Raw genomic sequence first — 25,760 nt, 5'->3', positions numbered from 1 at the left:
CCTAGTTTTTCAAATTAAGACGAAAGATCAAATTACTTCTTGTCAGCGGCAACAACCTGTTGCAGCCACTGAGAAAACTCTTTGCCCAGGCTGGCATGACGCATGCCGTACTCCACGAAGGCCTGCATGTAACCCAGTTTGTTACCGCAGTCATGGCTCACGCCTTTCAGGTGATACGCTTCCACCGTTTCCTGCTGCATCAGCATTTCGATGCTGTCAGTCAGCTGAATTTCATCGCCGGCGCCTGGAGGCGTTTTCGCCAACAGCGGCCAAATATCGGCGGACAACACATAACGACCGACAATCGCCAGGTTGGAAGGGGCTTTATCCGGTGATGGTTTCTCAACCACGCTGACCATCGGCGCGCTTTCGCCCGGTTGCAAATCAACGCCCTTACAGTCGGCTACGCCGTAGTTTCCGACATCCTTATGCGGCACGGGTTCAACCATGATCTGGCTGACGCCGGTGGTTTCGAAGCGCTGCAGCATTTCGTGCAGGTTGTCTTTTTTCGGATCGGCGCTGTATTCGTCGAGGATCACGTCCGGAAGCACCACCGCGACCGGTTCATCGCCCACCATCGGGTAGGCACACATAATCGCGTGCCCCAGGCCTTTGGCATTACCCTGACGAACCTGCATCACGGTAACGCCTTTCGGGCAGATCGACTGCACTTCGTCCAGCAATTGGCGCTTGACGCGTTTTTCCAGCATCGCTTCGAGTTCGAAACTGGTATCAAAATGGTTTTCGATCGAGTTCTTGGAGGAGTGGGTGACCAGCACAATCTCGTTAATCCCCGCCGCAATGCACTCATTGACGACGTATTGGATCAGAGGTTTATCAACCAGCGGCAGCATTTCTTTCGGAATGGCTTTGGTGGCCGGCAACATCCGCGTACCCAAGCCTGCAACCGGGATCACGGCTTTTCTGACTTTGCGATTTACAGCAGGCATTATTTCCTCTCTTAAAGCTAAAGCGCTCATTTTATGAGCTTGGGATCGATATAAAAAAACCTTCGGAGTATACCAGCTTATGCGCGCCGAGCATTAACCAGAACACAAATAGAAAACATTTAGGACTATTACCCGTTCGGATAATCCGGAGAATAAATAAACGGTTTAATTACAGATAAGTAAATAGCTTAAGATCGCGCCGATCGCTGCCTGCTATTCAGCGCTGAGCATCAGTCGCAATCGGCCACCGCTGCCCCATACCTGACATTGCCAGGCGGTACAACGCTGGCTGATCTGATTCATGTAGGTAGCCCCCAGCGTCCCCAGCGGCACGCCGTTGCTCAGCTGGATTTGATTGTCACCGGTATTGACGTTGGCATGCAGCCCGGCGGAAACCAGAATCAGGTTTTTATTTTCGGCGTGATAATATCCCAACAACAGAGGGAATTGACCGTCTAATTTCCCCTGCCGCAATAATTGATTAACCTGCTTTAACAATGCCGACATTTGCGGCAAACGATGCTGTTGATTAGCCAGATGGTCCTGCAGCAGCCCATTAAATAATGCGCGCAACAGCAGTGCCGCCAATACGCCATTATCGCCGGCGCGCGTGACGTCCAGGCAATAGAATGCCAGATCCTTTTCTGACAAGGCGGCGATATCCAGCACCAGACCGGGATTTTCGCCGGTGGTTAACTGCCTATAGTTGATCCGGCAATGCGCAATGGTCTGCTGTACCGGCGGCTGCAGTTGCTTAAGCAGTTTGACGGCTTCGGAAGGATTTTTGCTCAACGCATCCCAATCCTGAAACAGTTCAACCTCTTCAATCGCCTGGGAGGTGAACATATTGGGGTATAAGCACGCCAGCACCGCTTCACGCAGGCGATTGAGATCGGTCAGCGGCTTGAGCAGCACATCCTGCACGCCCAACCGCAGCACCTTGGCGATGTCCGCCATCTTGTCGGTGGCCGAGATCACCAGCACCGGGATTTGCAGCCCCTGCAAACGCAGGTGTTCAACGAATTCGATACCGCCCATTTCCGGCATCGCGAGATCGCACAGAATCAGATCCGGCTTGAAGTCATCGACGGCACTCAGCGCCTGTAAACCGTTGGTCGCCTCGCCGGTTTCAGCGCCCAGCGAGGTCAGATAACCGACCAGCACGGAACGAAAAACCTGTTCGTCCTCAACGATCAAGATGCGCTTGTGAGTGAGTGGTAATGCCATCAGCCGAGCCTCGTCCCTTTCCATAGTGTAATAGTGGCTCAAAAAGGTCACTTATGCTCGTCTGAAACAGACCAACTGCGCATTGCCAACCAAGAACCGAGAATTATCTATTTTTTATCAACGGCAACAACCGATCCAGTTGTTTTTCAACCGCCAGCAACCCCGCCTCGATCGCTTCATCGGCGCGGTGGAAATCCAGCGTCGAGATTTGCGGGCAAAAAGGCTGGATCAAGACATCCGGCGGATCGCTCGCCATTCGGTTGCGCTTCAGGCGATTCTCCAGCATTTGAATCGATGTGCTCATAATCTCCATCGCCGTCGGCGCCGTCGCCGGTTTGCGCTTGCGCATTCTGCCGACGCGTTCCCGCAGACGCCCGCGCCAGGTAGCCGCAGGCGCATCGTCCGGGCTTTCTTCCTCGATACGTATCGAGAACAGATCCTGCTGCATCAGGTGCGCGTCATGCTGCAGATCGACCGCAATGACGATATCGGCGCCCATGGCGCGGCAAAGCGACACCGGCACCGGATTGACCACCGCGCCATCCACCAGCCAATAGCCGTCGGCCCATACCGGAGCCAACAGGCCGGGCATGCTGCAGGAGGCGCGTATCGCCTGATGAATATCGCCTTCGGTCAGCCAAAGCTCACGCCCGGTACTGAGATTGGTCGTCACGGCACCGAACTTCAACGCACAATCGGCGATATCATTGATCTTCAGCAGTTGTCCGACGGCGTTAAACACCCGCTCGCCGCGCAACAGGCCGCCGCGCTGCCAGGAAAAATCCATCAGGCGAATCACGTCCCAATAGCTGAACGATCGCACCCACTGCTCCATCGCCGGCAGGCGATGGCTGGCGAACGCGGCGCCCACCAACGCGCCGACAGAGCAGCCGGCAACGATATCGACCTCAATCCCCAGCTTCTTTAACGCATTGATCACGCCGATGTGCGCCCAGCCTTTAGCCGAGCCCGCTCCCAGCGCCAGTCCGATCTTGATTTGCCGCATCGCGTCATCCTCTCGGTAAACGGTGTTCTCTGCTTTCAGGGTAGATTGTCACTGACGAATATTGTTAGGTAACATATGCGCTAAATTCATTTTCAGCCTCGTTTTCTCAGGAGTTATTTTGCCCGAATCATGCCCATGCGGCAGCGGACTGGCGTATAACGCGTGCTGCGCCCCTTTTATCAGCGGCAGTCAGCCGGCGCCGACGCCCGGCCAACTGATGCGTTCACGCTTCACCGCCTACGTGAATCATAACGTCGACTATCTGATCGCCACCTGGCACCCCGACTGCGGCGCCGAAGCGTGGCGCAATGCCATCGTCGACAGTTTTAAGAATACCGAATGGCTGGGCCTGACGATCGTGGAAGAGAAAGCCGGTCATGAGCCGGATGAAGGCTTCGTCGAATTCATCGCCCGTTTCACCGATGGCGAAAGCGGCGAGCCGCAGGCGATGCATGAGCGCTCGCGCTTCCTTCGTCGCGATCAACGTTGGTATTATATCGACGGCACCAAACCCCAGCCCGGCCGAAATGCGATGTGTCCCTGTGGCTCAGGGAAAAAATACAAGAAGTGCTGCGGGCGCTAGCCGGCCGGCGCTTCACGTTTACGCCTGCGCAGACAGGCCGTTCAGTATCAGACAGGATCCTCAAACCCATGCCACACCAAAATGTACAACGGAAAGTGTTACGCACCATCTGCCCGGACGCCAAAGGGCTGATCGCCAAGATCACCAACATCTGTTACAAGCACGAACTCAATATCGTCCAGAACAATGAGTTCGTCGATCACCGCACCGGGCGTTTCTTCATGCGCACCGAGCTGGAAGGCATTTTCAACGACAACACGCTGCTGGCCGATCTGGACAGCGCCCTGCCGGAAGGTTCGCTGCGTGAACTGCACAGCACCGGGCGCCGGCGCATCGTGGTGCTGGTCACCAAAGAGGCGCACTGCCTGGGCGATCTGTTGATGAAAAGCGCCTATGGCGGCCTCGACGTTGAGATCGCCGCCGTAATCGGCAACCACGACACGCTGCAATCGCTGGTGGAGCGTTTCGATATTCCTTTCCATCTGGTGAGCCACGAAGGCTTGACGCGCGAACAGCACGACCGCGAAATGACGGCCAAGATCGATCAATATCAGCCGGATTACGTGGTGCTGGCCAAATATATGCGCGTGCTGACCCCAGCCTTCGTGCAACATTATCCGAATCAGGTAATCAACATTCACCATTCGTTCTTGCCGGCGTTTATCGGCGCACGGCCTTATCACCAGGCCTACGAGCGCGGAGTAAAAATCATCGGCGCCACCGCCCACTACGTTAACGACAATCTCGACGAAGGCCCGATCATCATGCAGGACGTGATCCACGTCGATCACACCTATTCTGCCGAGGATATGATGCGCGCCGGCCGCGACGTGGAGAAAAACGTGCTCAGCCGCGCCCTGTATCAGGTGCTGGCGCAGCGCGTCTTCGTCTACGGCAACCGCACCGTTATTCTGTAATCGTTCAATAAATCGGTGCATTTCGTTCAGGGATGCACCGCCAAGAATAAAAAAACGGCAAACGATTCATTTTCTGCATTTCAATACTTTACACATCCGCTTCATTTGATATGATGCGCCCCGCTTACCGAGACAGCGCTCTCGCAAGCAAGGCCAGTTAAATAGCCATGTATATGGTGGGGTTCCCGAGCGGCCAAAGGGAGCAGACTGTAAATCTGCCGTCACTGACTTCGAAGGTTCGAATCCTTCCCCCACCACCATCTTCTCTTTGTTGATGAACCTGAAGCGAAAGCTGAAATATCATTAAACGCCGAGGGGGAGGATGAGAAGCTTCGACAAGGTTCGAGCCGAGCGCAGCGAGACAACGCGCTTTAGCGCGGTAATCCTAAGAAGTGCACAATAGGAATTTAGCCGATTCCTTAAAAAATCAGCAAATCCATGAATACCATGGTGGGGTTCCCGAGCGGCCAAAGGGAGCAGACTGTAAATCTGCCGTCACTGACTTCGAAGGTTCGAATCCTTCCCCCACCACCATCCCTTGCAGAAAATCCCCGAACCTAATTAAAGCACATCACTTCCATAATGCTCCGTATTGGGGAAGGATGAGAAGCTTCGACCAAGGTTCGAGTCTCACGCAGTGAGACAACGCGCTTCAGCGCGGCCCGCAGGGTGAGTCGCGCAGCGACGAATCATCCTTCCCCCACCACCATACCTTGCAAAAAATCCCCGAACCTAATTAAATAGCCCTCGTATCAATAAACTCAATTTATCGCCGCTTTCACCTTGATGTTTTATCTCCTCACTCCCAGCAGTAACTTGAACTCCGGCCGACAATTCGCTATACCACAGGCTTCTTTAGTGCAGTAAGGAACAGGTGGATGCGAAACAATATTTGCGTTTTTTGTGGCGCCAGCGAAGGCGTCAATCCCGCTTATGCCGAGCAGGCTCGTCAACTGGGACAATTGCTGGCCGCACAGGGGCGCCGTTTAATCTACGGCGGCGGCAAAAAAGGACTGATGGGGATTGTGGCGGACGCGGTGTTGGCGGCGGGCGGTGAAGCGGTCGGCATTATCCCCGAGCGCCTGGTTGAAGCGGAAACGGCGCATCGCGGCCTGACTGAATTGGAAGTGGTGCCAGACATGCATACGCGCAAAGCCCGTATGGCAGCGCTGGCGGACAGTTTTATCGCCCTGCCCGGCGGCATCGGCACGCTGGAAGAGCTGTTTGAAATCTGGACCTGGGGGCAAATCGGGTATCACAACAAACCGGTCGGCCTGCTGAACGTCAACGGATTCTACCGCCCGCTGAGCCAGTTCCTCGAGCACGTCGCCGATCAGGGCTTTATGCGTCACGACTATCTCGGCACCCTGCACATCAGCGAATCGGCACAGACGCTGCTGCAACAGTTTGACGACTATCAACCTAAAAATTACGACCGCTGGGCGAAATAAACCCGCTGCGCAGTCAGCGGTCCTGCCGCTGTCTGCGTTACATTTCCCGCCAAACTCTGCTACTATCACAGCACATTTTTCTCGTGAAAACGGCACCGCTCATGAAGTTTGTCTCTTTTAATATCAATGGACTGCGCGCGCGTCCGCATCAGCTGGCGGCAATTATCGAACAGCACCAGCCCGACGTGATCGGTCTGCAGGAAACCAAAGTTCACGATGACATGTTCCCATTGGAAGAAGTCAGCCAGCACGGCTATCACGTGTTCTATCACGGGCAAAAAGGCCATTACGGCGTGGCGCTGCTGACCAAAGCGGAGCCCCTGGCCGTGCGCCGCGGTTTCCCAACCGATGAAGAAGACGCGCAGCGTCGCATCATCATGGCCGATCTGGCTACACCACAGGGCACGCTGACGGTGATCAACGGCTACTTCCCGCAAGGTGAAAGCCGCGACCATCCGATCAAATTCCCGGCTAAAACACGCTTTTATCAGGATCTGCAAAACTACCTGGAGCAGCAGCTGTCGGCGGAATCCCCGGTGCTGATCATGGGCGACATGAATATCAGCCCGAGTGATTACGATATCGGCATCGGCGAAGACAACCGCAAACGCTGGCTGCGCACCGGCAAGTGCTCCTTCCTGCCGGAAGAGCGCGAATGGATGGATCGCCTGCTGAACTGGGGCCTGGTGGATACCTATCGCCACGCCAACCCGGGGCGCAACGACGAGTTTTCATGGTTCGACTACCGCTCCAAAGGGTTCGACGACAACCGCGGCCTGCGTATCGATCTGCTGCTGGCCAGCACCCCGCTGGCTTCGCGCTGCATCGCCACCGGCATTGATTACCAAACCCGCGGCATGGAGAAACCTTCCGACCATGCGCCGGTCTGGGCGGAATTCACGCTGTAATCCCATCCCCCCGGCGCTCGCCGGGGTTTTATTCTGTGAAGCCAATGAAAATTATCGACGTAGTAGCCGCCATTCTGGAACAAAATGGGCGTATTTTGCTGGCCCAGCGCGGCGCAGGCAGCGATCAAGCCGGCCTGTGGGAGTTTCCCGGCGGCAAGGTTGAAACCGGCGAAAGCCAGCCGGAGGCGCTGACGCGCGAGCTGGATGAAGAATTGGGGATTAGCGCCCGTATCGGCAACTATGTGGGCAGCAATCAGTGGCGGCAAGGCGAACGCATCATCCGACTGCATGCCTGGCGAGTCGCGGAGTTCTCCGGTGAACTGCAACAGCGCTGCCATTCGGCGCTGGTCTGGGTCACGCCGCAACAGGCGCAGGAATACCCCCTGGCGCCCGCTGACGTTCCACTGCTGGCGGATTATCTCGCCACGCAAGGCGAGGCGCGCTGAGTGCGGTAATAGGTTACATCGTCACTTCTTTAATCGTACCCAAATCAAGGGGTTGGTGCCGATAGTATTAGGCTCACGCACGCACTGCAGCACTTCCCCTTCGACTTTAAGCACCGCCCCCTCGGAATAGTTCTGATTCTGGTAGACGCAACAACGGCTGCAGGGCTGCGCCGGCGGCAGATTGTCGCCGCTTTTGGCCGCGCCCCAGATCTCCGGCGAAACCGGTAGCACCACGTCCACATCGCCGCGATTGGCGGCGGCCAGGCCGGAAAATATCAGGGCCGCGGCAGCCAATACACCAGTGAGTCCACGCTTCATTCACTCTTCTCCTGCGCCCTGCCGGCGCTTTTCCTGCGTTTTTTGCCTCCGCTGGAGGGCGGCGGCGGCAATCCACGAAACGCCATGCTCGCCCGGCTCTGCTTGGCCTGATAAATCAGCTCTTGCAGCGTGCCGACCAACGGCTGCATAAAGTCCTGATAGCGGCAGGATTTCTCGCTGATTTGCGTCAGCGTGGCTTCCCAGTTGGCCGTCATATCAGGGCGTGCAGCAAGATCCGGCAGCGAGTGAATCAATGCGCGCCCGGTTTCGCTGGAGTGAATATAGCGTCCCTTCTTGTACAGAAACGCCCGCTTGAACAGCAATTCGATGATCCCCGCTCGCGTCGCTTCCGTACCTAAACCATCGGTCGCCCGCAGGATTTTCTTTAGCGCTTTATCTTGTACGAACCGCGCGATGCCGGTCATGGCCGACAACAGGCTGGCGTCAGTAAACGGCCGCGGCGGCTGCGTCTGGCGCTCCACCACTTCACCGCGCTCGCACAACAGCTCATCATCTTTAGCCACCACCGGCAGCGGCGCACCTTCATTCTCCTCGTCGCGCTCCTTGCTGCCCAGCAGCGTACGCCAGCCGGCTTCCGCCAGGAATCGCGCCTTGGCGATAAATTTGCCGCCGGCGATATCCAGCTCGATCACACATTTGCGGAATACCGCATCCGGACAGAACTGCATCAGATACTGGCGCGCCACCAGCCCATACACGTTCCGCTCATCCTGCGTCAGATTAATCTTGCCGGCGCGGGCGCTGGGAATGATGGCGTGGTGCGCGTCGACCTTTTTATCGTCCCAGCAACGGTTGCGGCGATCGCTGTCGATCACCGGCTGCGGATACAGCTCGGGTTGGTGCACGCTGATGGCGTTCAGCACCGCGTGGCGGCCGGCGAAATGCTCTTCCGGCAGGTAGCGACAGTCGGAACGCGGATAGGTAATCAACTTGTGGGTTTCGTACAGCCGCTGGCAAACGTCCAGCACCTGTTGCGCGCTGAGGTTATAACGCCGGGCCGCTTCGATTTGCAGCGTGGAGAGCGAAAACGGCAGCGGCGCGGTATCCGATTCCCGTTTATCGTTATAAGACGTGACCAGCGCCGGCTGGCCCTCGATGCGCTTGACCACATGCTCCGCCAACGGCCGGTGCAGCAAACGCCCCTCTTCGTCCTGATAAGGCTCACAGGACTCACTGGGCTGCCACAGCGCCACGAAGCGTTCTTCTTTCGGCGTGACGATGTGCGCCTTGACCTCAAAGAAGTCTTTTGGCACAAAGTTTTCGATCTCTTCATCACGCCGTACCACCAATCCGAGCACCGGCGTCTGCACCCTGCCTACCGACAGCACGCCGTCGTAACCGGCGTTGCGGCCCAGCAGCGTGTAGGCGCGGGTCATATTGATGCCGTACAGCCAGTCGGCGCGCGAACGCGCCAGCGCAGACACGCACAGCGGGATGAAGTCACGGTTGTCGCGCAGGCGTTCAACCGCGCGCTCCACCGCCTGCGGGTTGAGATCGTTGATCAGACAGCGGCGCACGTTCTGGCGCTTTTCCGCCGTCAAATCCAGGTAGTCCAGCACCTCATCCACCAGCAGTTGCCCTTCGCGATCCGGGTCGCCGGCGTGAACCACTTCATCGGCTTCGAGCAGCAACTTTTTAATGGCGTTGAGCTGTTTGCTGACCGAAGGCCGCGGCTGCAACCGCCATTTTTCGGGAATTATCGGCAGGTCTGCCAACGACCAGCGCGCATAGCGGCTGTCATAGGCGTCAGGCTGGGCCTGCTCCAACAGGTGGCCGACGCACCAGGTCACCACGTCGTTGTTGCCACAGGCGATATAACCGTCGCCGCGGCGATGCGGCTTGGGCAAGACGTCGGCAATGGCGCGCGCCAAACTCGGTTTCTCGGCTATGAACAGTCGCATTAATCACCGTTTTTCTGGCTGAACGTCATCAAGAATTCTCTTACTTCTGCATAGTTCCCACGGAAGACGATCCGCTGGGCTTTCTTTTCCAACTGATAGCAATACATCGGATCGTAGTACTGCTGCAACAAGGGCGCCAACCACTCGCGGTGCGCGTCACCCTGGCCGCTGAGACGCTGTGCCCGCAACGCCGCTTCCAGCCGCTGCGTCAGCTGCTGGAAGCGCTCCAGGCCCAACCGGCGGCGAATGGCGAACAGGCCGTGATGCAGATAGTCGTCGTACTGCCGCCAGCCTTCTTCCACGCCATAGGCCTGTTCGAACTGTTCGCGCATCCCGTCGATATATTCGGCCTGCAGGCGTGCCAGGCGAATATCAAACGGATCGTCGATCACCGCCACCGGCGCCTGCTGCATGCCGTTGAACAACGGCAACGGCAGATTGTTGCTGCCGATGATCCGCCCTTCGTCTTCCAGCACCCAACGGCGGCTGCCACCATGCTGTTTTTTCAGCAATAACACAGCCAGACGATTCTCAAAATCGATCTGTGAGCTTTGCCCCGCCAGCGTTCGGCCAAAAGATGAACCGCGATGGCGCGCCGCGCCTTCCAGATCGACGCCGTCGGCCAGTTCGTTGACCAGCAACGTCTTGCCGCTGCCGGTATTGCCGCCCACCAGGGCCATCGGCAATGCCGCGCTTTGCGCCAACACGCCGAGCAGATAATTGCGCAACGCCTTATAACCGCCAGTGATACGCGGGTACTCGACGCCGGCCTCATGCAGCCATTGCTGCACCAGCTGTGAGCGCAGCCCGCCACGGAAACAGTAAATATAACCTTCGGGTCGCTGCGCACAGGCCGCCAGCCAGGCGGCGGTGCGCTGTTCGCGCAGTTTGCCGTTCACCAGGCTGTGGCCGAGCGCAATCGCCGCTTGCTGACCATGCTGCTTATAACAAGTGCCCACCGCCTGCCGCTCGCTGTCGACCATCAGCGGCAGGTTCAACGCCTGAGCGAAGGCGCCTTGCTGAAACTCGATCGGCGCACGCACGTCAATCAGCGGCACGTCCTGCAGAAAAATGTGTTGATAATCGGCGCTGTCCGGCCTGCCTTGCATCTTGGACACTACACAACCTCGATCAGCGGTTTACCTGCCTGTGCGGCATGCAGCTCACCGATAGGATTGAGCGTGATGCCGTGCTGCTCGGCAATCGCCAGCACCTGCGCCTGCGCCTCCGGCAATACCGCCAACAGCAAACCGCCGGAGGTTTGCGGATCGCACAGCAGTTGGCGCTGCAAATCGCTCATCTCGCCCACCAGATGGCCGTAGCTGTCGAAGTTGCGCCCGGTGCCGCCAGGCACACAGCCCTCGGCGATGTACGCCTCGACATCCGGCAGTTTCGGCACCCGATCGAACCAGACCGTCGCCTGCAGACCGGAGCCCTGACAAACCTCGCTCAGGTGGCCCAACAGGCCAAAGCCGGTGATGTCGGTCATCGCCGTGACGCCCGCCACTTCGGCAAAGTCGGCGCCCGGCTTGTTAAGACGGCACATCACGTCCGTCGCCAGCCCTTGATGTTCAGAGCGCAGCTTGCTTTGCTTCTCGGCGGTCGTCAGCACGCCAATGCCCAGCGGCTTGGTCAGATAGAGTTGCGCCCCGGCCTGTGCGGCGCTGTTCTTTTTCACTCGCTCGGTATTGACCACGCCAGTGACCGCCAGGCCGAAGATAGGTTCCGGCGCATCGATGGAATGGCCGCCGGCCAGCGCGATCCCCGCCTGCTGGCAGGCGAAACGCCCGCCGTCGATCACCTGCTGCGCCACCTCCGGCGGCAGTTTGGCGATTGGCCAGCCGAGAATGGCGATCGCCATGATCGGTTTGCCGCCCATGGCGTACACGTCGCTGATGGCGTTAGCGGCGGCGATACGGCCGAAATCGAACGGATCGTCGACGATCGGCATGAAGAAGTCGGTAGTGCTGATGATGCCGACGCCGTTGCCTATGTCATACACCGCCGCGTCGTCGCGGGTTTCATTGCCGACCAACAGACGCGGATCGACAAATTTTTCCCGCTCGCTGTGCAGGATGGTTTCGAGAACTTTCGGTGAGATTTTGCAGCCGCAGCCAGCGCCATGGCTGTACTGGGTTAAACGGATCGCTGGCGATGTCATAGTCCACTCCCTTCGGTAACGGCACTCAAGATAACATAGGGTAGCGCTTGCCGAGGGGATTGATAAGAGCGCACCGCGGATAAGCGAGCGGCCTGCTCAGAAACCATGCAATTTTGCGGGGTTTGGCGCATTTTCGCCGCGCCCCGTTGGAAAAAACTTAGAAATAGCTGACGAAAGGCGTGCTGTCCGGCGGCGTCACTTTGGTGGCGGCCTTCAGCTGCGGCGTGCCCAGGTAGAGGAAACCGACGATCTCATCCTGCTCGCGGCAGCCGAAGGCTTCGCGCACCAGCGCATGCTCGGTCCAGGCGCCGGTGCGCCAGATGCCGTTAAAGCCCTGCGCCAGCGCCGCCATCTGCATCGCCTGCACGGCGCAACCGGCGGAAACCACCTGCTCCCAGCGCGGCACCTTGGTTTCCTCAGTGCAATGCGCGATGACGGTGATGATCAGCGGCGCGCGGAACGGCGCCTTGGTGGCTTTTTCAATCGCCGCTTCGTCCAGCTGATCCTGCTTCGCCGCCGCCTGCAGCAGCTGGCTGAAGCGCTCGAGACCCTGATTCTCGATCATCACGAAACGCCACGGCTGCAGCGCGCCGTGATCGGGCGCACGCAGGCCCGCGTTGATGATATTTTGGCGCACTTCCCCCGCCGGCGCCGGTTCCGCCAGACGCGAAGCCGAGCGGCGATTCAATAAAAGATCCAGAGCATCCATCGTAAACTCCTGATAACAATTTTCATTCCGGCCACGTTAACATAGCTAAACGACGAGTTACAGCCTCGGCGATAGCGTCTGTGAGTCGCGATTTAAAGCTGACATTTACCCGGCCGCTCATTAGGATAGCGGAACATTCTCGACTCTTGTTGGAGAGCACATGCGCACATTGTGGCAAATTTTTGCCGGCATTTTCCGGTGGACATGGCGTCTGCTGAATTTTATCAGGGAACTGATCCTTAACCTGTTCCTGGTCTTGCTGATCCTGGTTGGGGTTGGCATCTATCTGTCCTTCCAAAGTTCCTCCACCTCGACGGCCCCGGCGCGCGGTGCGCTGTTGGTCGATTTAAGCGGCGTGGTGGTCGATCAGCCTTCGGTAAACAACCGGGTGCGGCAATGGGGCCGCGAACTGTTGGGCGCCTCCAGTAGCCGCCTGCAGGAAAACTCGCTGTTCGATGTAGTCGACAGCATCCGCAAGGCCAAAGACGACAAAAACATTACCGGCATGGTGTTGCAGTTGAATGACTTCGCCGGCGCCGATCAGCCGTCGCTGCGCTATATCGGCAAAGCGCTGCGCGAGTTCCGCGACAGCGGCAAACCGATCTTCGCCATCGGCGACAGCTACAACCAAACGCAATACTACCTGGCCAGCTACGCCAACAAGGTCTTCCTGTCGCCGCAGGGCGCGGTCGATCTGCACGGTTTCGCCACCAACAACCTGTACTACAAGTCGTTGCTGGACATGCTCAAGGTCACCACCAATATCTTCCGCGTCGGCACCTATAAATCGGCGGTCGAACCGCTGATCCGCGACGATATGTCCCCGGCGGCGCGCGAAGCGGACAGCCGTTGGATCGGCGGCCTGTGGCAGAACTACCTGGAGACCGTGGCCGCCAACCGCCAACTGACGCCGCAGCAGCTGTTCCCGGGCGCAGCCGGCGTGCTGAGCGGCCTGCAGGCGGCCGGTGGCGACACCGCCCGCTATGCGCTGGACAATAAGCTGGTGGATGAGCTGGCGTCGCGCACCGCGATCGAAAATCAGCTGGTCAAGACCTTCGGCTGGGACAAGCAGGCGAACGATTTCAACGCCATCAGCATCTACGACTATCAGCCGAAGCCGGACGCCAACCAGGGCGGCAAGATCGCCGTGGTGTTCGCCAACGGCGCCATCATGGACGGCCAGCAGACGCCGGGCAACGTCGGGGGGGACACCACCGCCGCCGAGCTGCGCCAGGCGCGTCTGGATCCGGCCGTCAAGGCCGTGGTGTTCCGCGTCAACAGCCCAGGCGGCAGCGTCAGCGCGTCCGAAGTGATCCGCTCCGAGCTGGCCGCCGTGCGCGCCGCCGGCAAACCGGTGGTGGTGTCGATGGGCGGCATGGCCGCGTCGGGCGGCTACTGGGTCTCGACGCCGGCCGACTATATCATCGCCAGCCCGAGCACGCTGACCGGTTCTATCGGCATTTTCGGCATCATCAATACCTACGAGAAAACCCTGGATACGCTGGGTGTGCACACCGACGGCGTGGCGACCTCGCCGCTGGCCGATATCGCGGTCACCAAGGCGCTGCCGCAGGAGTTCTCGCAGATGATGCAGCTGAATATCGAAAACGGGTATAAGAACTTCCTCGATCTGGTCGCCAAATCACGCAAGATGACCCCGCAGCAGGTTGACCAAATCGCACAGGGCCACGTCTGGCTCGGCAGCGACGCCAAGGCCAACGGCCTGGTCGATCAACTGGGCGATTTCGACGACGCGGTGAAGAAAGCCGCCGAGCTGGCGAAACTGCAGCAGTGGCAGCTCGACTGGTTCGTCGATACCCCAAGCCTGAGCGATATGGTGCTCAGCCAGTTTGGCGTTTCCATTCACGCCATGCTGCCGGCCGCGATTCAGGCCATGCTGCCCGCCCCGCTGGCTTCGGTCGCCAACGCGGTGAAAGAACAACCGGGCTTGTTCAATAACCTGAACGATCCGCAAAACCGTTATGCGATCTGTCTCACCTGCGGAGAAGTCCGCTAACAAATAATTCTGCAGCCCGGCCACCGCCGGGCTTTTTTTCTGCCGCCATGTCCCTATAATTCAGCCCATCTTATCTTTGTTAAAATCATAACCATGCAAAAGAAATCCATTTACGTCGCCTACACCGGCGGCACCATCGGCATGCAGCGTTCCGATCACGGCTACATTCCGGTTTCCGGCCACCTGCAGCGCCAGCTGGCGCTGATGCCCGAATTCCATCGGCCGGAGATGCCGGATTTCACCATTCATGAATACGCGCCATTGATTGACTCTTCAGACATGACGCCGGAAGACTGGCAGCACATCGCCGACGACATCAAGCAGAACTACGATCGCTACGACGGCTTCGTGATCCTGCACGGCACCGACACCATGGCGTTCACCGCCTCTGCGCTTTCCTTCATGCTGGAAAACCTGGCCAAACCGGTGATCGTCACCGGCTCGCAGATCCCGCTGGCGGAGCTGCGCTCCGATGGCCAAACCAACCTGCTCAACGCGCTGTATCTGGCGGCCAACCATCCGGTGAACGAAGTCAGCTTGTTCTTCAACAACAAGCTGTTCCGCGGCAACCGCACCACCAAAGCGCACGCCGACGGCTTCGACGCCTTCGCCTCCCCGAATTTGCCGCCGCTGCTGGAAGCCGGCATCCACATTCGCCGCCAGCAAGGCATCGACAGCCCGGCTTGCAACGGCGCGTTGCAGGTGCATGACATCACGCCGCAGCCGATCGGCGTGGTCACCATCTATCCGGGCATTTCCGGCGCGGTGGTGCGTAATTTCCTGTTGCAGCCGGTCAAGGCGCTGATCCTGCGCTCCTACGGCGTCGGTAACGCGCCGCAAAAGGCCGAACTGATCGACGAGTTGCGTGCGGCCTCTGAACGCGGCATCGTGGTGGTCAACCTGACGCAGTGCATCTCCGGGCGCGTCAATATGGAAGGCTACGCCACCGGCAACGCGCTGGCGCATGCCGGGGTGATCAGCGGTTTCGACATGACGGTGGAAGCCGCCCTGACCAAGCTGCACTATCTGTTGAGCCAGCCGCTGACGCCGGAACAAATCCGCGCCCTGATGCAGCAAGATCTGCGCGGCGAGCTGAGCATCAACGGTTAACCTACTGAACTCTGGAGCGGCGATGAAAACGGCCCTGTTGTTGATCGATCTGCAAAACGATTTCTGCCCCGGCGGCGCGCTGGCGGTCACTGAGGGCGACGCCGTCATCCCGGTCGCCAATCAGGCGATCGCCGCCTGCCTGGCACGGGGCGAGCCGGTGGTGGCCAGCCAGGACTGGCATCCCGCCAATCACCGCAGCTTTGCGGTGAACTCCCATGCGCAGGTCGGCACCCTCGGCGAGCTGGAAGGCCTGCCGCAGGTGTGGTGGCCGGTGCACTGCGTGCAAGGCAGCCACGGCGCCGATTTTCATCCTCAATTGCAGCGGCAACACATCAATGCCGTTTTTCGCAAAGGGCAGGATATGAGCATCGACAGCTACAGCGCGTTCTTCGATAACGGCCACCGTGCGCAGACCGAACTGCACGGCTGGCTGCAATCGCAGGGCGTCCGGCGGCTGGCGATCATGGGCCTGGCGACCGACTACTGCGTGAAGTTCAGCGTGCTGGATGCACTGGCTGCCGGCTATCCGACGCAGGTGATCGTCGACGGCTGCCGCGGCGTGAATCTGCAGCCGGGCGACAGTGAGCAAGCGCTGCAGGACATGGCGCGCGCCGGTGCACAGCCAGTTACCCTGTCACAGTTTCTCGCCAACTAAATCCTCTCGGGCGCCACCGGCGCCCTCTCTACGCGGCGGCGAAATTATCGACGCCGCTCACAATACCACCTTTCTTCTTCCCCAACGGCTTGTGACCGGCAGGCGCTTTTGCTGTTATGGCTGCGACGCGTTTGGCGTCAATTGGTTATACGCATCCGGGGCCCACTGAGCCCGGCTTTATTGTGCCCGCCCCTGGCGGTACGGTCGGCCTTGCCGACCACAAGGAGACAGACATGAAAATAACCCGAAAACTGCTGCCGTTGCTGGCGGCGGTGCAATTGGCTATGGCCGGCGTAAGCACGGCCCAGGCGGCCTATCTCTCCGTCGGCTACTTCAACGGCGGCGGCGACGTTACCGCCGGCCCCGGCGGTGACATCGACAAGCTGGACGTGACGCAAATCACCCATCTCAACTATTCGTTTGGCCTGATCTACAACGACGAGAAAGACGAAACCAATGCGGCGCTGAAAGACCCCGCTCGCCGCCACCAGATCTACCTGTCGCCGAAAGTCACGGCCGATCTGCAACGTCTGCCGGTGCTGCGCAAACAGAACCCCGAGCTGAAAGTGCTGTTGTCGGTCGGCGGCTGGGGTGCACGCGGTTTCTCCGGCGCCGCCGCCACCGTGGAAAACCGGGCAATTTTCATTCGCTCCGCGTTGCAGGTGATCGCACAGTACCGGCTGGATGGGATCGATCTGGACTGGGAATACCCGGTAAACGGCGCCTGGGGTTTGGTGGAAAGCCAACCGGCAGACCGCGACAACTTCACCCTGCTGCTGAAAGAGCTTCATCAGGCGCTGGGTAAAGGCAAGCTGTTAACCATCGCCGTCGGGGCCAACGTCAAAAGCCCGCAGGAATGGGTCGATGTGAAAAGTATTGCCCCTTACCTCAACTACATCAATCTGATGACCTACGATATGGCTTACGGCACGCAGTACTTCAATGCCAACCTGTACGATTCAAAGCGCTGGCCAACCGTAGCCGCCGCCGACCGCTACAGCGCCGATTCCGTGGTAAAACATTATCTGGCCACCGGGCTGAAACCGGCACAGATGAACCTGGGTATCGGTTTCTACGGCCGGGTGCCGAAACGGGCTACCGAAGCGGGCATCGACTGGGACAAGCCGGACGCCGCCAAACATCCGGTGACGCAGCCTTATTTCAGTGCGCGAGAAACCGCTCTGTTCAATGCACTGGGGCTGGATCTCAGCAAAGACACTTACTTTAAATACCGCGATATCGTCAGCAAATTGCTCAACGATCCGCAGCAGCGTTTCCGCGAGCACTGGGATGACGACGCCAAAGTGCCATACCTGACGCTGCAATCCACCGAAGGCAAACCGCTGTTCGCCATCTCCTACGAGAACCCGCGTTCGGTGGCTATCAAAGCCGAGTACATCAAAAGCCAGGGATTGGGAGGAGCGATGTTCTGGGAGTACGGCGCGGACGACAATAACCGGCTGGCGCAACAGCTGGCGGAGTCGCTGGGAATAAAAGGCGAGAAACGGTAAATCGACGGGGCGATGGCGACATCGCCCCGCTTTAGGGACAGCTTACTGCGGTTTAAGTTTGACCAGCGGCTCGGCAACAAACTGCTGCTTCAGTTCTTGCTTGCTCTTCATCACGATCTGCCCGTCGGTGCCGATGCTCATGTGCTGCGGATCGACGTTGTTCATCGACTGCCACAGCATCACCGCCTGCAGGCTGTTTTCCTTCTGCTCAGGCGTCAGCGCCACGCCGTCCGGCCACTTGCCCAGCTCAACCGCCTGCACCAGGCGCTGGTATATCTCGGGCGTCATCGCCGCAATCAGATCTTTCACGTCCATCAGAGCCCTTCTCGCTTACAGATGAATAATTAGCTGAATCGATTTTGTTGATTAAATTACCACTTAACCGGCCGTTTGGTCGCCATTTTCGCCATCGGTGAAACTCAGCGAGGCGGAGTTGACGCAGTAGCGGTCGCCAGTCGGCTGCGGGCCATCAGGGAAAACGTGCCCCAGATGCGCATCGCAGTGGCCGCAGCGGATTTCAACACGATGCATATTATGTGAATTATCATCAAGATAACGGATTGCATCGGCGGAAACCGGCTCATAAAAGCTCGGCCAGCCGCAGCCGGAATCGTATTTGGTTTCGGAATAGAACAGCGGCTGGTTACAGCACAGGCAATGGTACACGCCCTCGCGCTTGTTGTGCAGCAATTTGCCGCTGAACGGCGCTTCGGTGCCACGCTGTTGCGTCACATAACGTTGGATTTCATTCAGTTCCGTGACCGGATGACCGGGGGTTGTCTCTTTAGCCATTTGTGCTTATCTCTGAATGTGGATAATGTCAACGAAAACAATGATTAATAATAACAAAAAATTAACACCGCTGCAGGGGTTTTTGGCCTAAACTGTAGCCCATAAAGGCCACGTCACGATGATATGTGATAACGATCACACATCTTGCGTATGCTGACTTTATACTTGGCGGCTTGTCCCCATATAACGGATGAGGCCGAGCGCAAATGGACTGTGCAATAAGCGTGCAAAACCACCCTTCCGGTTTGACTTGCCGCAAGTATTGACACGATTCCGCTTGACGCTGGGTAAGGTTTTTGTAATTTTACAACCAACCTTTTATTCACTAACAAATAGCTGGTGGAATATATGACTATCAAAGTAGGTATCAACGGTTTTGGCCGTATCGGTCGCATTGTTTTCCGTGCTGCTCAAGAGCGTTCTGACATCGAGATCGTTGCAATCAACGACCTGTTGGACGCAGAGTACATGGCTTACATGCTGAAGTATGACTCTACTCACGGCCGTTTCAACGGTACGGTAGAAGTTAAAGACGGCCACCTGGTTGTTAATGGCAAAACCATCCGTGTTACCGCAGAGAAAGACCCGGCTAACCTGAAGTGGAACGAAGTGGGTGTTGATGTGGTTGCTGAAGCGACCGGTATCTTCCTGACCGACGAAACCGCGCGTAAACACATCACCGCCGGCGCTAAAAAAGTGGTTCTGACTGGCCCATCCAAAGATGCGACCCCAATGTTCGTTCGCGGCGCCAACTTTGACAAATATGCCGGCCAGGACATCGTGTCCAACGCATCTTGCACCACCAACTGCCTGGCGCCACTGGCTAAAGTCATCAACGACAACTTCGGTATCGTTGAAGGCCTGATGACCACCGTTCACGCCACCACCGCTACTCAAAAAACCGTTGATGGCCCGTCTCACAAAGACTGGCGCGGCGGCCGCGGCGCATCCCAGAACATCATCCCTTCTTCTACCGGCGCAGCGAAAGCGGTTGGCGTGGTTCTGCCAGAGCTGAAAGGCAAACTGACCGGCATGGCGTTCCGCGTACCGACCCCTAACGTGTCCGTTGTTGACCTGACCGTGCGTCTGGAAAAACCGGCTACCTACGAAGAAATCAAGAAAGCCATCAAAGACGCCGCTGAAGGCTCTATGAAAGGCGTTCTGGGCTATGTTGAAGACGACGTGGTTTCCACCGATTTCAACGGCGAAGTGCTGACTTCCGTGTTCGATGCCAAAGCCGGTATCGCACTGAACGACAACTTCGTAAAACTGGTTTCCTGGTACGACAACGAAACCGGCTACTCCAACAAGGTTCTGGATCTGATCGCTCACATCTCCAAGTAATGGCATGATGTTAAGCTGATAATGAGGGCGACATTTTTGTCGCCCTTTTTTATTTGTCTCTCCGGCAAACAATAGGTCATGAAATGAACGAGAAAATTTTCACCCTGCCCGTTTCCGAACAAATTTCTCCTTATATCAGCCAGCGGCAACTCGATGAGCTGGGCGTGGTTGTGGTGTCGCACCCGAAAGTGCGCGCGGCCGTCGCGCTGCAAGGCGCGCATTTGCTGGCCTGGCAGCCCAGCGGTGAGCAGCCGGTGATTTGGCTCAGCAACAACACGCCTTTCGCCACAGGCAAGGCCATCCGCGGTGGCGTGCCGATCTGCTGGCCGTGGTTCGGCCCGGTGGCGCAACCCTCCCACGGCTTTGCCCGCAACCAGCCCTGGAGTCTGACGGCGCACGATGAAGATGAGAACGGCGTCATCCTGACCTTTACGCTGAAAGACAATGAGCAGACCCGCAAACTGTGGCCGCACGCCTTCACGCTGATTGCTCGCTTCAAGCTGGGTGAAGAGTGCGAGATTGAGCTGGAATCGCACGGCGATTATCAAGCCACGGCGGCGCTGCACAGTTACTTCCAGGTCGGCGACATCGATCGGGTCAGCGTGGCGGGCCTGGGCGAGCCTTATATCGACAAGGTGGCGGGCGGCGCAGAGGCGCATCAGACGGGCGAAGTGACATTCATCGGCCAAACCGACCGCGTCTACACCCGCCCGGAGGCCTTCAGCCAGATCCGCGATCCGGCGCTCGCACGCACCATCGAGGTTCACCACCATCATATGAGCGACGTCATCGCCTGGAACCCCGGTGTGGAACTCTCCTGCAGCATGGGGGATATGCCGAACGACGGTTACAAGACCATGGTCTGCATCGAGACCGGGCGCGTCAGCAAACCGCTGGTCGCTGCCGGCGAGCAACCCGCCCGTTTGGGTGTCACCTTCCGCAGTCGTAAGAAGGCCTGAGGAACCGTGCGCGGAAGCGCACTACAAATGTGCAAAAGGGGCGCCGGCGCCCCTTTTTGATGCACGACATGCACGATAATTGTGCAATGCGTGATTAGAAGGTGTAGCTCACACCCGTCATCAACAAACCGGTGTAAGATTTATCCACCATCGGGCTGTCTTTCACTTCATCCGACAATTTCACATAGCGGCCGACGAAGAAGGCGTTCCAGCTTTTGTTGATCTGATAATTGGCGCTCAGCTCGAGATACGGAGCCCAGCTATCGCCAGGGGTGTAGCTGTCCAGGCCGCTGCGGCGTGATTCATTGGCGCTGACGCCGTAGTAATATTTGTTCTGGTTCTTGCTGTTCCACATCACGCCCACGCCCGGGACCAGCGTCAGCGCGTCCAGATCAAACTTGTACAGATAAGCGACATCGCCCACCAGCCCGTTGCTGTTGTTCAGCGTGTCGCCGGTGAACGTGGTACGAAGGGTGCCCCATTCCGCGTTGTGCGAATAGGCCAGGCCGGCCATCAGCGTGCCGCGACGCTTGTCGAGGCGCTTCATGCGATCGTCGTCGCTGTCGCCCGGACGGTAGCCCCATGGCGTGTAGTAACCCATGATGCTCAGCTGGTTTTCTTGATCTTTCCACAGGTAGTAACCGGCGGTCAGAGTACGGAAGTAGAAGTCGTCACCTTCATAGTCGATGACGGGCACCGGATAAACGCGGTCCTGATAGCCGCGATACGCGTCCGGACTAACCAGCGCGGCAGCACCGAGTGACCAGGTCCCCGCCTGAGCACTTTGCGCACAAACCATTGCGGAAGCGATAATTGCTAGCGTTTTGAGTTTTGAAATCTTCACTGGTTCTTTTTCCATAAATTACAGGGTTAATAGCCGCGATAGTTTATGTGAAAATTTAGTTGCGCGCCTAATCTTTACAAAGGAAAACGACCAAGATCGAATAACTTATAGCGGAATTATGAATTAATCATGGCGGAACGATGACGTTTTATCCCGCAGGCCGCGCCAGACAAGGCATTTGGCTTCCACGGTAATAACTGAGTCATTGATATGACTTAAAAAAAGCTTTTTCTGCGGCAGGAAATTTTCCGGTAAGCAAACTAAGCTTAAATCAGAAGGTGAATTTATCCTGGGCCCAGTGGCATACAGCGCAACTCGCGATAATAAGCGCACCAAGTTGGCATACGGGTTGCTGTACTCAGGCGTATTCTCATCTTTCGGGAGCCAGAACACTATCACACGCTCTCTTTAACCTGTGCTAATAACGAAAGGACGGGCATCATGAACATATTTGACCACTATCGCCAGCGCTACGAAGCTGCCAAGGACGAAGAGTTCACACTGCAGGAATTTCTTACCATTTGCCGGCAAGATCGCAGTGCCTATGCCAACGCGGCCGAACGTCTGCTGATGGCTATCGGTGAACCTGTGATGGTCGACACTGCGCTAGAATCACGCCTGTCGCGCCTGTTCTCCAACCGCGTGATCGCACGCTATCCGGCCTTCGAAGAATTCTACGGCATGGAAGAGGCCATCGAACAGATCGTCTCTTACCTGAAACACGCCGCGCAGGGCCTGGAAGAGAAGAAACAGATCCTTTACCTGCTGGGCCCGGTGGGCGGCGGTAAATCCTCGCTGGCAGAACGCCTTAAAGCGTTGATGCAGCGCGTGCCCATCTACACCCTCAGCGCCAACGGCGAACGCAGCCCGGTCAACGATCATCCGCTGTGCCTGTTCAACCCTCAGGAAGATGCCTCAATCCTGGAAAAAGAGTTCAACATCCCAAGTCGCTATCTCGGCACCATCATGTCGCCGTGGGCGGCGAAGCGCCTGCACGAGTTCGGCGGCGATATTACCAAGTTTAAAGTCGTGAAGGTGCGCCCTTCCATCCTGGAGCAGATCGCCATCGCCAAAACCGAACCGGGCGATGAGAACAACCAGGATATCTCGGCGCTGGTCGGTAAAGTGGACATCCGTAAGCTTGAGAACCACGCGCAGAACGATCCGGACGCCTACGGCTATTCCGGCGCACTGTGCCGCGCCAACCAGGGGATTATGGAATTCGTCGAGATGTTCAAAGCGCCGATCAAGGTGCTGCATCCGCTGCTGACAGCAACTCAGGAAGGCAACTACAACGGCACCGAAGGCATCTCCGCCCTGCCGTTCAGCGGCATTATTCTGGCGCACTCCAACGAATCCGAGTGGGTGACCTTCCGTAACAACAAGAACAACGAAGCGTTCCTCGACCGCGTGTACATCGTCAAGGTGCCTTACTGCCTGCGCGTGTCGGAAGAGATCAAGATTTACGACAAGCTGCTGGATCACAGCGAGCTGACTCACGCGCCCTGCGCGCCGGGCACCCTCGAAACGCTGGCGCGCTTTAGCGTGCTGTCGCGGCTGAAAGAGCCGGAAAACTCGAGCATCTACTCGAAAATGCGCGTGTATGACGGCGAAAGCCTCAAGGATACCGATCCGAAAGCCAAGTCCTATCAGGAGTACCGCGACTACGCCGGGGTTGACGAAGGCATGAACGGCCTCTCCACCCGTTTCGCCTTTAAAATCCTCTCGCGGGTATTCAACTTCGATCACGCCGAGGTGGCAGCCAACCCGGTGCACCTGTTCTATGTGCTGGAGCAGCAGATCGAACGCGAACAGTTCCCGCAGGATTTGGCCGAGAAATACCTCGAACATCTGAAAGGCTATCTGATCCCGAAATACGCCGAGTTTATCGGCAAAGAGATCCAGACCGCCTATCTGGAATCCTACTCGGAATACGGACAGAACATTTTTGACCGTTACGTGACCTACGCGGACTTCTGGATCCAGGATCAGGAGTATCGCGACCCCGACACCGGTCAGCTGTTCGACCGCGAGTCTTTGAACGCCGAACTGGAGAAAATTGAAAAACCGGCCGGTATCAGCAACCCGAAAGATTTCCGCAACGAAATCGTGAACTTCGTGCTGCGCGCTCGCGCCAACAACAACGGCCGCAATCCGAACTGGACCAGCTACGAGAAGCTGCGCACCGTGATCGAGAAGAAAATGTTCTCCAATACCGAAGAGCTGTTGCCGGTGATTTCGTTTAACGCCAAAACGTCGACGGACGAGCAGAAAAAACACGACGACTTCGTCGACCGCATGATGGAGAAAGGCTATACCCGCAAGCAGGTGCGCCTGTTGTGTGAATGGTATCTGCGGGTCAGAAAATCCTCATAACGCCTCAGGTAAGCGGCATTATCAGGGCCATGTCCACAGTCATGGACGTTGCAGCGCAGCCCAAGGAGGGGCTTACACATTGCGCTGTCGCGACCGGGACATGAAGAGTTGGCAACGTCGTTTGGGGGAAGTATGGCCTATTTCATTGACCGACGGCTGAACGGCAAAAACAAGAGCATGGTGAACCGCCAGCGCTTCTTGCGCCGTTACAAGTCGCAAATCAAACAGTCGATTGCCGAAGCCATCAACAAGCGTTCGGTCACCGACGTAGACAGCGGGGAGTCGGTCTCCATCCCCACTGACGATATCAACGAACCGATGTTTCATCAGGGGCGCGGCGGTACACGCCATCGCGTTCACCCAGGCAATGACCACTTCGTGCAGAACGATCGCGTTGAGCGGCCTCAGGGCGGCGCAGGCGGTGGCGGCGGCCAGGGCAACGCCAGCCAGGACGGTGAAGGCCAGGATGAATTCGTCTTCCAGATCTCCAAAGACGAGTACCTCGATCTTTTGTTCGAGGATCTCGCCCTGCCCAATCTGAAAAAGAATCAGTACAAGCAGTTGACCGAGTTCAAAACCCATCGTGCCGGCTATACCGCCAATGGCGTGCCGGCCAACATCAGCGTCGTGCGTTCGCTGCAGAACTCGCTGGCGCGACGTACCGCCATGACCGCTGGTAAAAGGCGCGCGTTGCACGAACTGGAAGACGCGCTGACCCAGTTGGAAAATACCGAGCCGGTGCAACTGCTGGAAGAGGAGCGGCTGCGCAAGGAAATTGCCGAACTGCGCAAGAAAATCGAAAGCGTGCCGTTTATCGACACCTTCGACCTGCGCTACAAAAACTATGAGCGCCGGCCGGAGCCCTCCAGCCAGGCGGTGATGTTCTGCCTGATGGACGTGTCCGGCTCGATGGACCAGGCGACCAAAGACATGGCCAAGCGTTTTTACATTCTGCTCTATTTGTTCCTGAGCCGAACCTATAAAAACGTCGAGGTGGTCTACATTCGCCATCACACCCAGGCGAAAGAGGTGGACGAACAGGAGTTCTTCTATTCGCAGGAAACCGGTGGCACCATCGTTTCCAGCGCGCTGAAGTTAATGAATGACGTGGTCGAAGAGCGTTATGACCCGGCGCAATGGAATATCTATGCCGCGCAAGCGTCGGACGGCGACAACTGGGCCGACGATTCACCGCTGTGTCATGAGCTGTTGGCGAAAAAGATCCTGCCGATGGTGCGTTATTACAGCTACATAGAAATCACTCGCCGCGCTCACCAAACGCTGTGGCGAGAATACGAGGATCTGCAGGCGAAATTCGACAACTTCGCCATGCAGCATATCCGCGAACCGGACGATATCTATCCGGTATTCCGCGAACTGTTCCGTAAGCAGACCGTGTGAATAACGCCGCGTGAATGTCACCACAGCCGGAAAGCACCGTTTTCCGGCTGTTTCTTTTTCGCATTATATATTTGCAAAACCCATGTTTGCTTTTTAAACAATAACAATAATAAGTCAGATTCCCCAGAACGGTCCTCTCTATTATTTGTTCTT

General features: G+C 57.5%; 25 protein-coding genes, 2 tRNA genes and 1 other RNA gene. 16 read left to right on the top strand and 12 right to left on the bottom strand.

Annotation, left to right across the window (positions count from 1 at the left end; all coding sequences use genetic code 11):
• Positions 1 to 32 precede the first annotated feature (32 nt).
• From galU to rssA, 3 genes are all read right to left on the bottom strand, one after another.
• Positions 33 to 950, bottom strand: a complete 918-nt coding sequence (gene galU, locus ACJ8PN_RS15705; RefSeq protein ID WP_033634792.1) for a UTP--glucose-1-phosphate uridylyltransferase GalU — start codon at positions 948 to 950, stop codon at positions 33 to 35.
• Positions 951 to 1,163: 213 nt separating this feature from the next.
• Complete coding sequence (gene rssB / locus ACJ8PN_RS15700) at positions 1,164 to 2,177, bottom strand: two-component system response regulator RssB (protein WP_004932178.1); 1,014 nt, start codon at positions 2,175 to 2,177, stop codon at positions 1,164 to 1,166.
• A gap of 103 nt (positions 2,178 to 2,280) precedes the next feature.
• Entirely contained in the window at positions 2,281 to 3,183 is a 903-nt protein-coding gene (rssA, locus tag ACJ8PN_RS15695; protein WP_015378095.1) for a patatin-like phospholipase RssA, read from the bottom strand.
• 118 nt (positions 3,184 to 3,301) lie between these two features.
• Between rssA and ACJ8PN_RS15690 the strand changes: the two genes are divergently transcribed.
• The 8 genes from ACJ8PN_RS15690 to ACJ8PN_RS15655 all read left to right on the top strand — a co-directional run bounded on the left by ACJ8PN_RS15690 (position 3,302) and on the right by ACJ8PN_RS15655 (position 7,488).
• A complete protein-coding gene (locus ACJ8PN_RS15690; protein WP_016927486.1) occupies positions 3,302 to 3,766 on the top strand; it encodes a YchJ family protein in 465 nt (154 codons plus the stop codon).
• 68 nt (positions 3,767 to 3,834) lie between these two features.
• Positions 3,835 to 4,683 carry a formyltetrahydrofolate deformylase gene (gene purU / locus ACJ8PN_RS15685; protein WP_016927485.1) on the top strand — a complete coding sequence of 283 codons (849 nt, stop codon included), beginning with the start codon at positions 3,835 to 3,837 and terminating at the stop codon, positions 4,681 to 4,683.
• A 175-nt stretch (positions 4,684 to 4,858) separates the two neighbouring features.
• A tRNA-Tyr gene (locus ACJ8PN_RS15680) sits at positions 4,859 to 4,943 on the top strand.
• A gap of 189 nt (positions 4,944 to 5,132) precedes the next feature.
• Positions 5,133 to 5,217: transfer RNA gene (locus ACJ8PN_RS15675), tRNA-Tyr, on the top strand.
• 47 nt (positions 5,218 to 5,264) lie between these two features.
• Positions 5,265 to 5,392: non-coding RNA, RtT sRNA (locus tag ACJ8PN_RS15670), on the top strand.
• Positions 5,393 to 5,561: 169 nt separating this feature from the next.
• Entirely contained in the window at positions 5,562 to 6,134 is a 573-nt protein-coding gene (locus ACJ8PN_RS15665) for a TIGR00730 family Rossman fold protein (RefSeq protein WP_004932190.1), read from the top strand.
• Between the two features lie 101 nt (positions 6,135 to 6,235).
• Positions 6,236 to 7,042 carry an exodeoxyribonuclease III gene (xthA, locus tag ACJ8PN_RS15660; RefSeq protein ID WP_004932192.1) on the top strand — a complete coding sequence of 269 codons (807 nt, stop codon included), beginning with the start codon at positions 6,236 to 6,238 and terminating at the stop codon, positions 7,040 to 7,042.
• A 44-nt stretch (positions 7,043 to 7,086) separates the two neighbouring features.
• Positions 7,087 to 7,488: a pyrimidine (deoxy)nucleoside triphosphate diphosphatase gene (locus ACJ8PN_RS15655; RefSeq protein WP_437189778.1), complete on the top strand. Its 402-nt coding sequence runs from the start codon at positions 7,087 to 7,089 to the stop codon at positions 7,486 to 7,488.
• Between the two features lie 21 nt (positions 7,489 to 7,509).
• On the opposite strand, the gene ACJ8PN_RS15650 is transcribed toward ACJ8PN_RS15655, so the two are convergent.
• From ACJ8PN_RS15650 to ACJ8PN_RS15630, 5 genes are all read right to left on the bottom strand, one after another.
• Positions 7,510 to 7,806, bottom strand: a complete 297-nt coding sequence (locus tag ACJ8PN_RS15650; RefSeq protein WP_171454163.1) for a YnjH family protein — start codon at positions 7,804 to 7,806, stop codon at positions 7,510 to 7,512.
• Positions 7,803 to 9,728, bottom strand: coding sequence for a DNA topoisomerase III (locus ACJ8PN_RS15645; protein ID WP_442535056.1), 1,926 nt, complete (start codon positions 9,726 to 9,728; stop codon positions 7,803 to 7,805). Before ACJ8PN_RS15645 ends, ACJ8PN_RS15650 begins: the two co-directional genes overlap by 4 nt.
• The gene (gene mnmH / locus ACJ8PN_RS15640) at positions 9,728 to 10,837 is read right to left on the bottom strand and encodes a tRNA 2-selenouridine(34) synthase MnmH (protein ID WP_411261020.1); all 1,110 of its coding nucleotides are present in this window, start codon (positions 10,835 to 10,837) and stop codon (positions 9,728 to 9,730) included. Before mnmH ends, ACJ8PN_RS15645 begins: the two co-directional genes overlap by 1 nt.
• A gap of 8 nt (positions 10,838 to 10,845) precedes the next feature.
• Complete coding sequence (gene selD, locus ACJ8PN_RS15635) at positions 10,846 to 11,889, bottom strand: selenide, water dikinase SelD (protein WP_286093353.1); 1,044 nt, start codon at positions 11,887 to 11,889, stop codon at positions 10,846 to 10,848.
• Positions 11,890 to 12,046: 157 nt separating this feature from the next.
• Positions 12,047 to 12,598: an NAD(P)H nitroreductase gene (locus ACJ8PN_RS15630; RefSeq protein ID WP_004932204.1), complete on the bottom strand. Its 552-nt coding sequence runs from the start codon at positions 12,596 to 12,598 to the stop codon at positions 12,047 to 12,049.
• Between the two features lie 160 nt (positions 12,599 to 12,758).
• Between ACJ8PN_RS15630 and sppA the strand changes: the two genes are divergently transcribed.
• The 4 genes from sppA (at position 12,759) to ACJ8PN_RS15610 (ending at position 17,891) form a co-directional block, all read left to right on the top strand.
• On the top strand, positions 12,759 to 14,615 hold the full coding sequence (gene sppA, locus ACJ8PN_RS15625) for a signal peptide peptidase SppA (protein WP_049186407.1): 1,857 nt from the start codon (positions 12,759 to 12,761) through the stop codon (positions 14,613 to 14,615).
• A gap of 93 nt (positions 14,616 to 14,708) precedes the next feature.
• Positions 14,709 to 15,725, top strand: coding sequence for an asparaginase (gene ansA, locus ACJ8PN_RS15620; RefSeq protein WP_016927477.1), 1,017 nt, complete (start codon positions 14,709 to 14,711; stop codon positions 15,723 to 15,725).
• Positions 15,726 to 15,747: 22 nt separating this feature from the next.
• Positions 15,748 to 16,380, top strand: coding sequence for a bifunctional nicotinamidase/pyrazinamidase (pncA, locus tag ACJ8PN_RS15615; protein ID WP_442535055.1), 633 nt, complete (start codon positions 15,748 to 15,750; stop codon positions 16,378 to 16,380).
• Between the two features lie 233 nt (positions 16,381 to 16,613).
• A complete protein-coding gene (locus tag ACJ8PN_RS15610) occupies positions 16,614 to 17,891 on the top strand; it encodes a glycoside hydrolase family 18 protein (protein ID WP_442535054.1) in 1,278 nt (425 codons plus the stop codon).
• 42 nt (positions 17,892 to 17,933) lie between these two features.
• Here ACJ8PN_RS15610 and ACJ8PN_RS15605 read toward each other — a convergent pair whose 3' ends face one another.
• Positions 17,934 to 18,206, bottom strand: coding sequence for a YeaC family protein (locus ACJ8PN_RS15605; RefSeq protein ID WP_004932218.1), 273 nt, complete (start codon positions 18,204 to 18,206; stop codon positions 17,934 to 17,936).
• Between the two features lie 63 nt (positions 18,207 to 18,269).
• Entirely contained in the window at positions 18,270 to 18,683 is a 414-nt protein-coding gene (gene msrB, locus ACJ8PN_RS15600; RefSeq protein WP_004932219.1) for a peptide-methionine (R)-S-oxide reductase MsrB, read from the bottom strand.
• A 348-nt stretch (positions 18,684 to 19,031) separates the two neighbouring features.
• On the opposite strand from msrB, the gene gapA reads away from it, so the two are divergent.
• Positions 19,032 to 20,027 (top strand): glyceraldehyde-3-phosphate dehydrogenase, encoded by a 996-nt coding sequence (gapA, locus tag ACJ8PN_RS15595; protein WP_016927474.1) that lies wholly within the window; start codon positions 19,032 to 19,034, stop codon positions 20,025 to 20,027.
• A gap of 83 nt (positions 20,028 to 20,110) precedes the next feature.
• Positions 20,111 to 20,986 carry a D-hexose-6-phosphate mutarotase gene (locus tag ACJ8PN_RS15590; RefSeq protein ID WP_021503854.1) on the top strand — a complete coding sequence of 292 codons (876 nt, stop codon included), beginning with the start codon at positions 20,111 to 20,113 and terminating at the stop codon, positions 20,984 to 20,986.
• A gap of 94 nt (positions 20,987 to 21,080) precedes the next feature.
• Here the strand turns inward: ACJ8PN_RS15590 and ACJ8PN_RS15585 are convergent, their stop codons facing one another.
• Entirely contained in the window at positions 21,081 to 21,845 is a 765-nt protein-coding gene (locus ACJ8PN_RS15585; RefSeq protein ID WP_015378103.1) for a MipA/OmpV family protein, read from the bottom strand.
• 108 nt (positions 21,846 to 21,953) lie between these two features.
• Positions 21,954 to 22,229 (bottom strand): hypothetical protein, encoded by a 276-nt coding sequence (locus tag ACJ8PN_RS15580; RefSeq protein ID WP_153297016.1) that lies wholly within the window; start codon positions 22,227 to 22,229, stop codon positions 21,954 to 21,956.
• 42 nt (positions 22,230 to 22,271) lie between these two features.
• On the opposite strand from ACJ8PN_RS15580, the gene yeaG reads away from it, so the two are divergent.
• Together yeaG and ACJ8PN_RS15570 are read left to right on the top strand one after the other, a co-directional pair.
• Positions 22,272 to 24,206 (top strand): protein kinase YeaG, encoded by a 1,935-nt coding sequence (yeaG, locus tag ACJ8PN_RS15575; protein WP_025303096.1) that lies wholly within the window; start codon positions 22,272 to 22,274, stop codon positions 24,204 to 24,206.
• A 132-nt stretch (positions 24,207 to 24,338) separates the two neighbouring features.
• Positions 24,339 to 25,607, top strand: a complete 1,269-nt coding sequence (locus ACJ8PN_RS15570) for a YeaH/YhbH family protein (protein WP_004932234.1) — start codon at positions 24,339 to 24,341, stop codon at positions 25,605 to 25,607.
• Positions 25,608 to 25,760: the final 153 nt, after the last annotated feature.

The organism is Serratia sp. CY76391, from assembly GCF_052166695.1.
Classification (GTDB): domain Bacteria; phylum Pseudomonadota; class Gammaproteobacteria; order Enterobacterales; family Enterobacteriaceae; genus Serratia; species Serratia nematodiphila.
The sequence above is the reverse complement of the archived record's forward strand: the minus strand, read 5'-3'. Positions and strand labels throughout refer to the sequence as shown.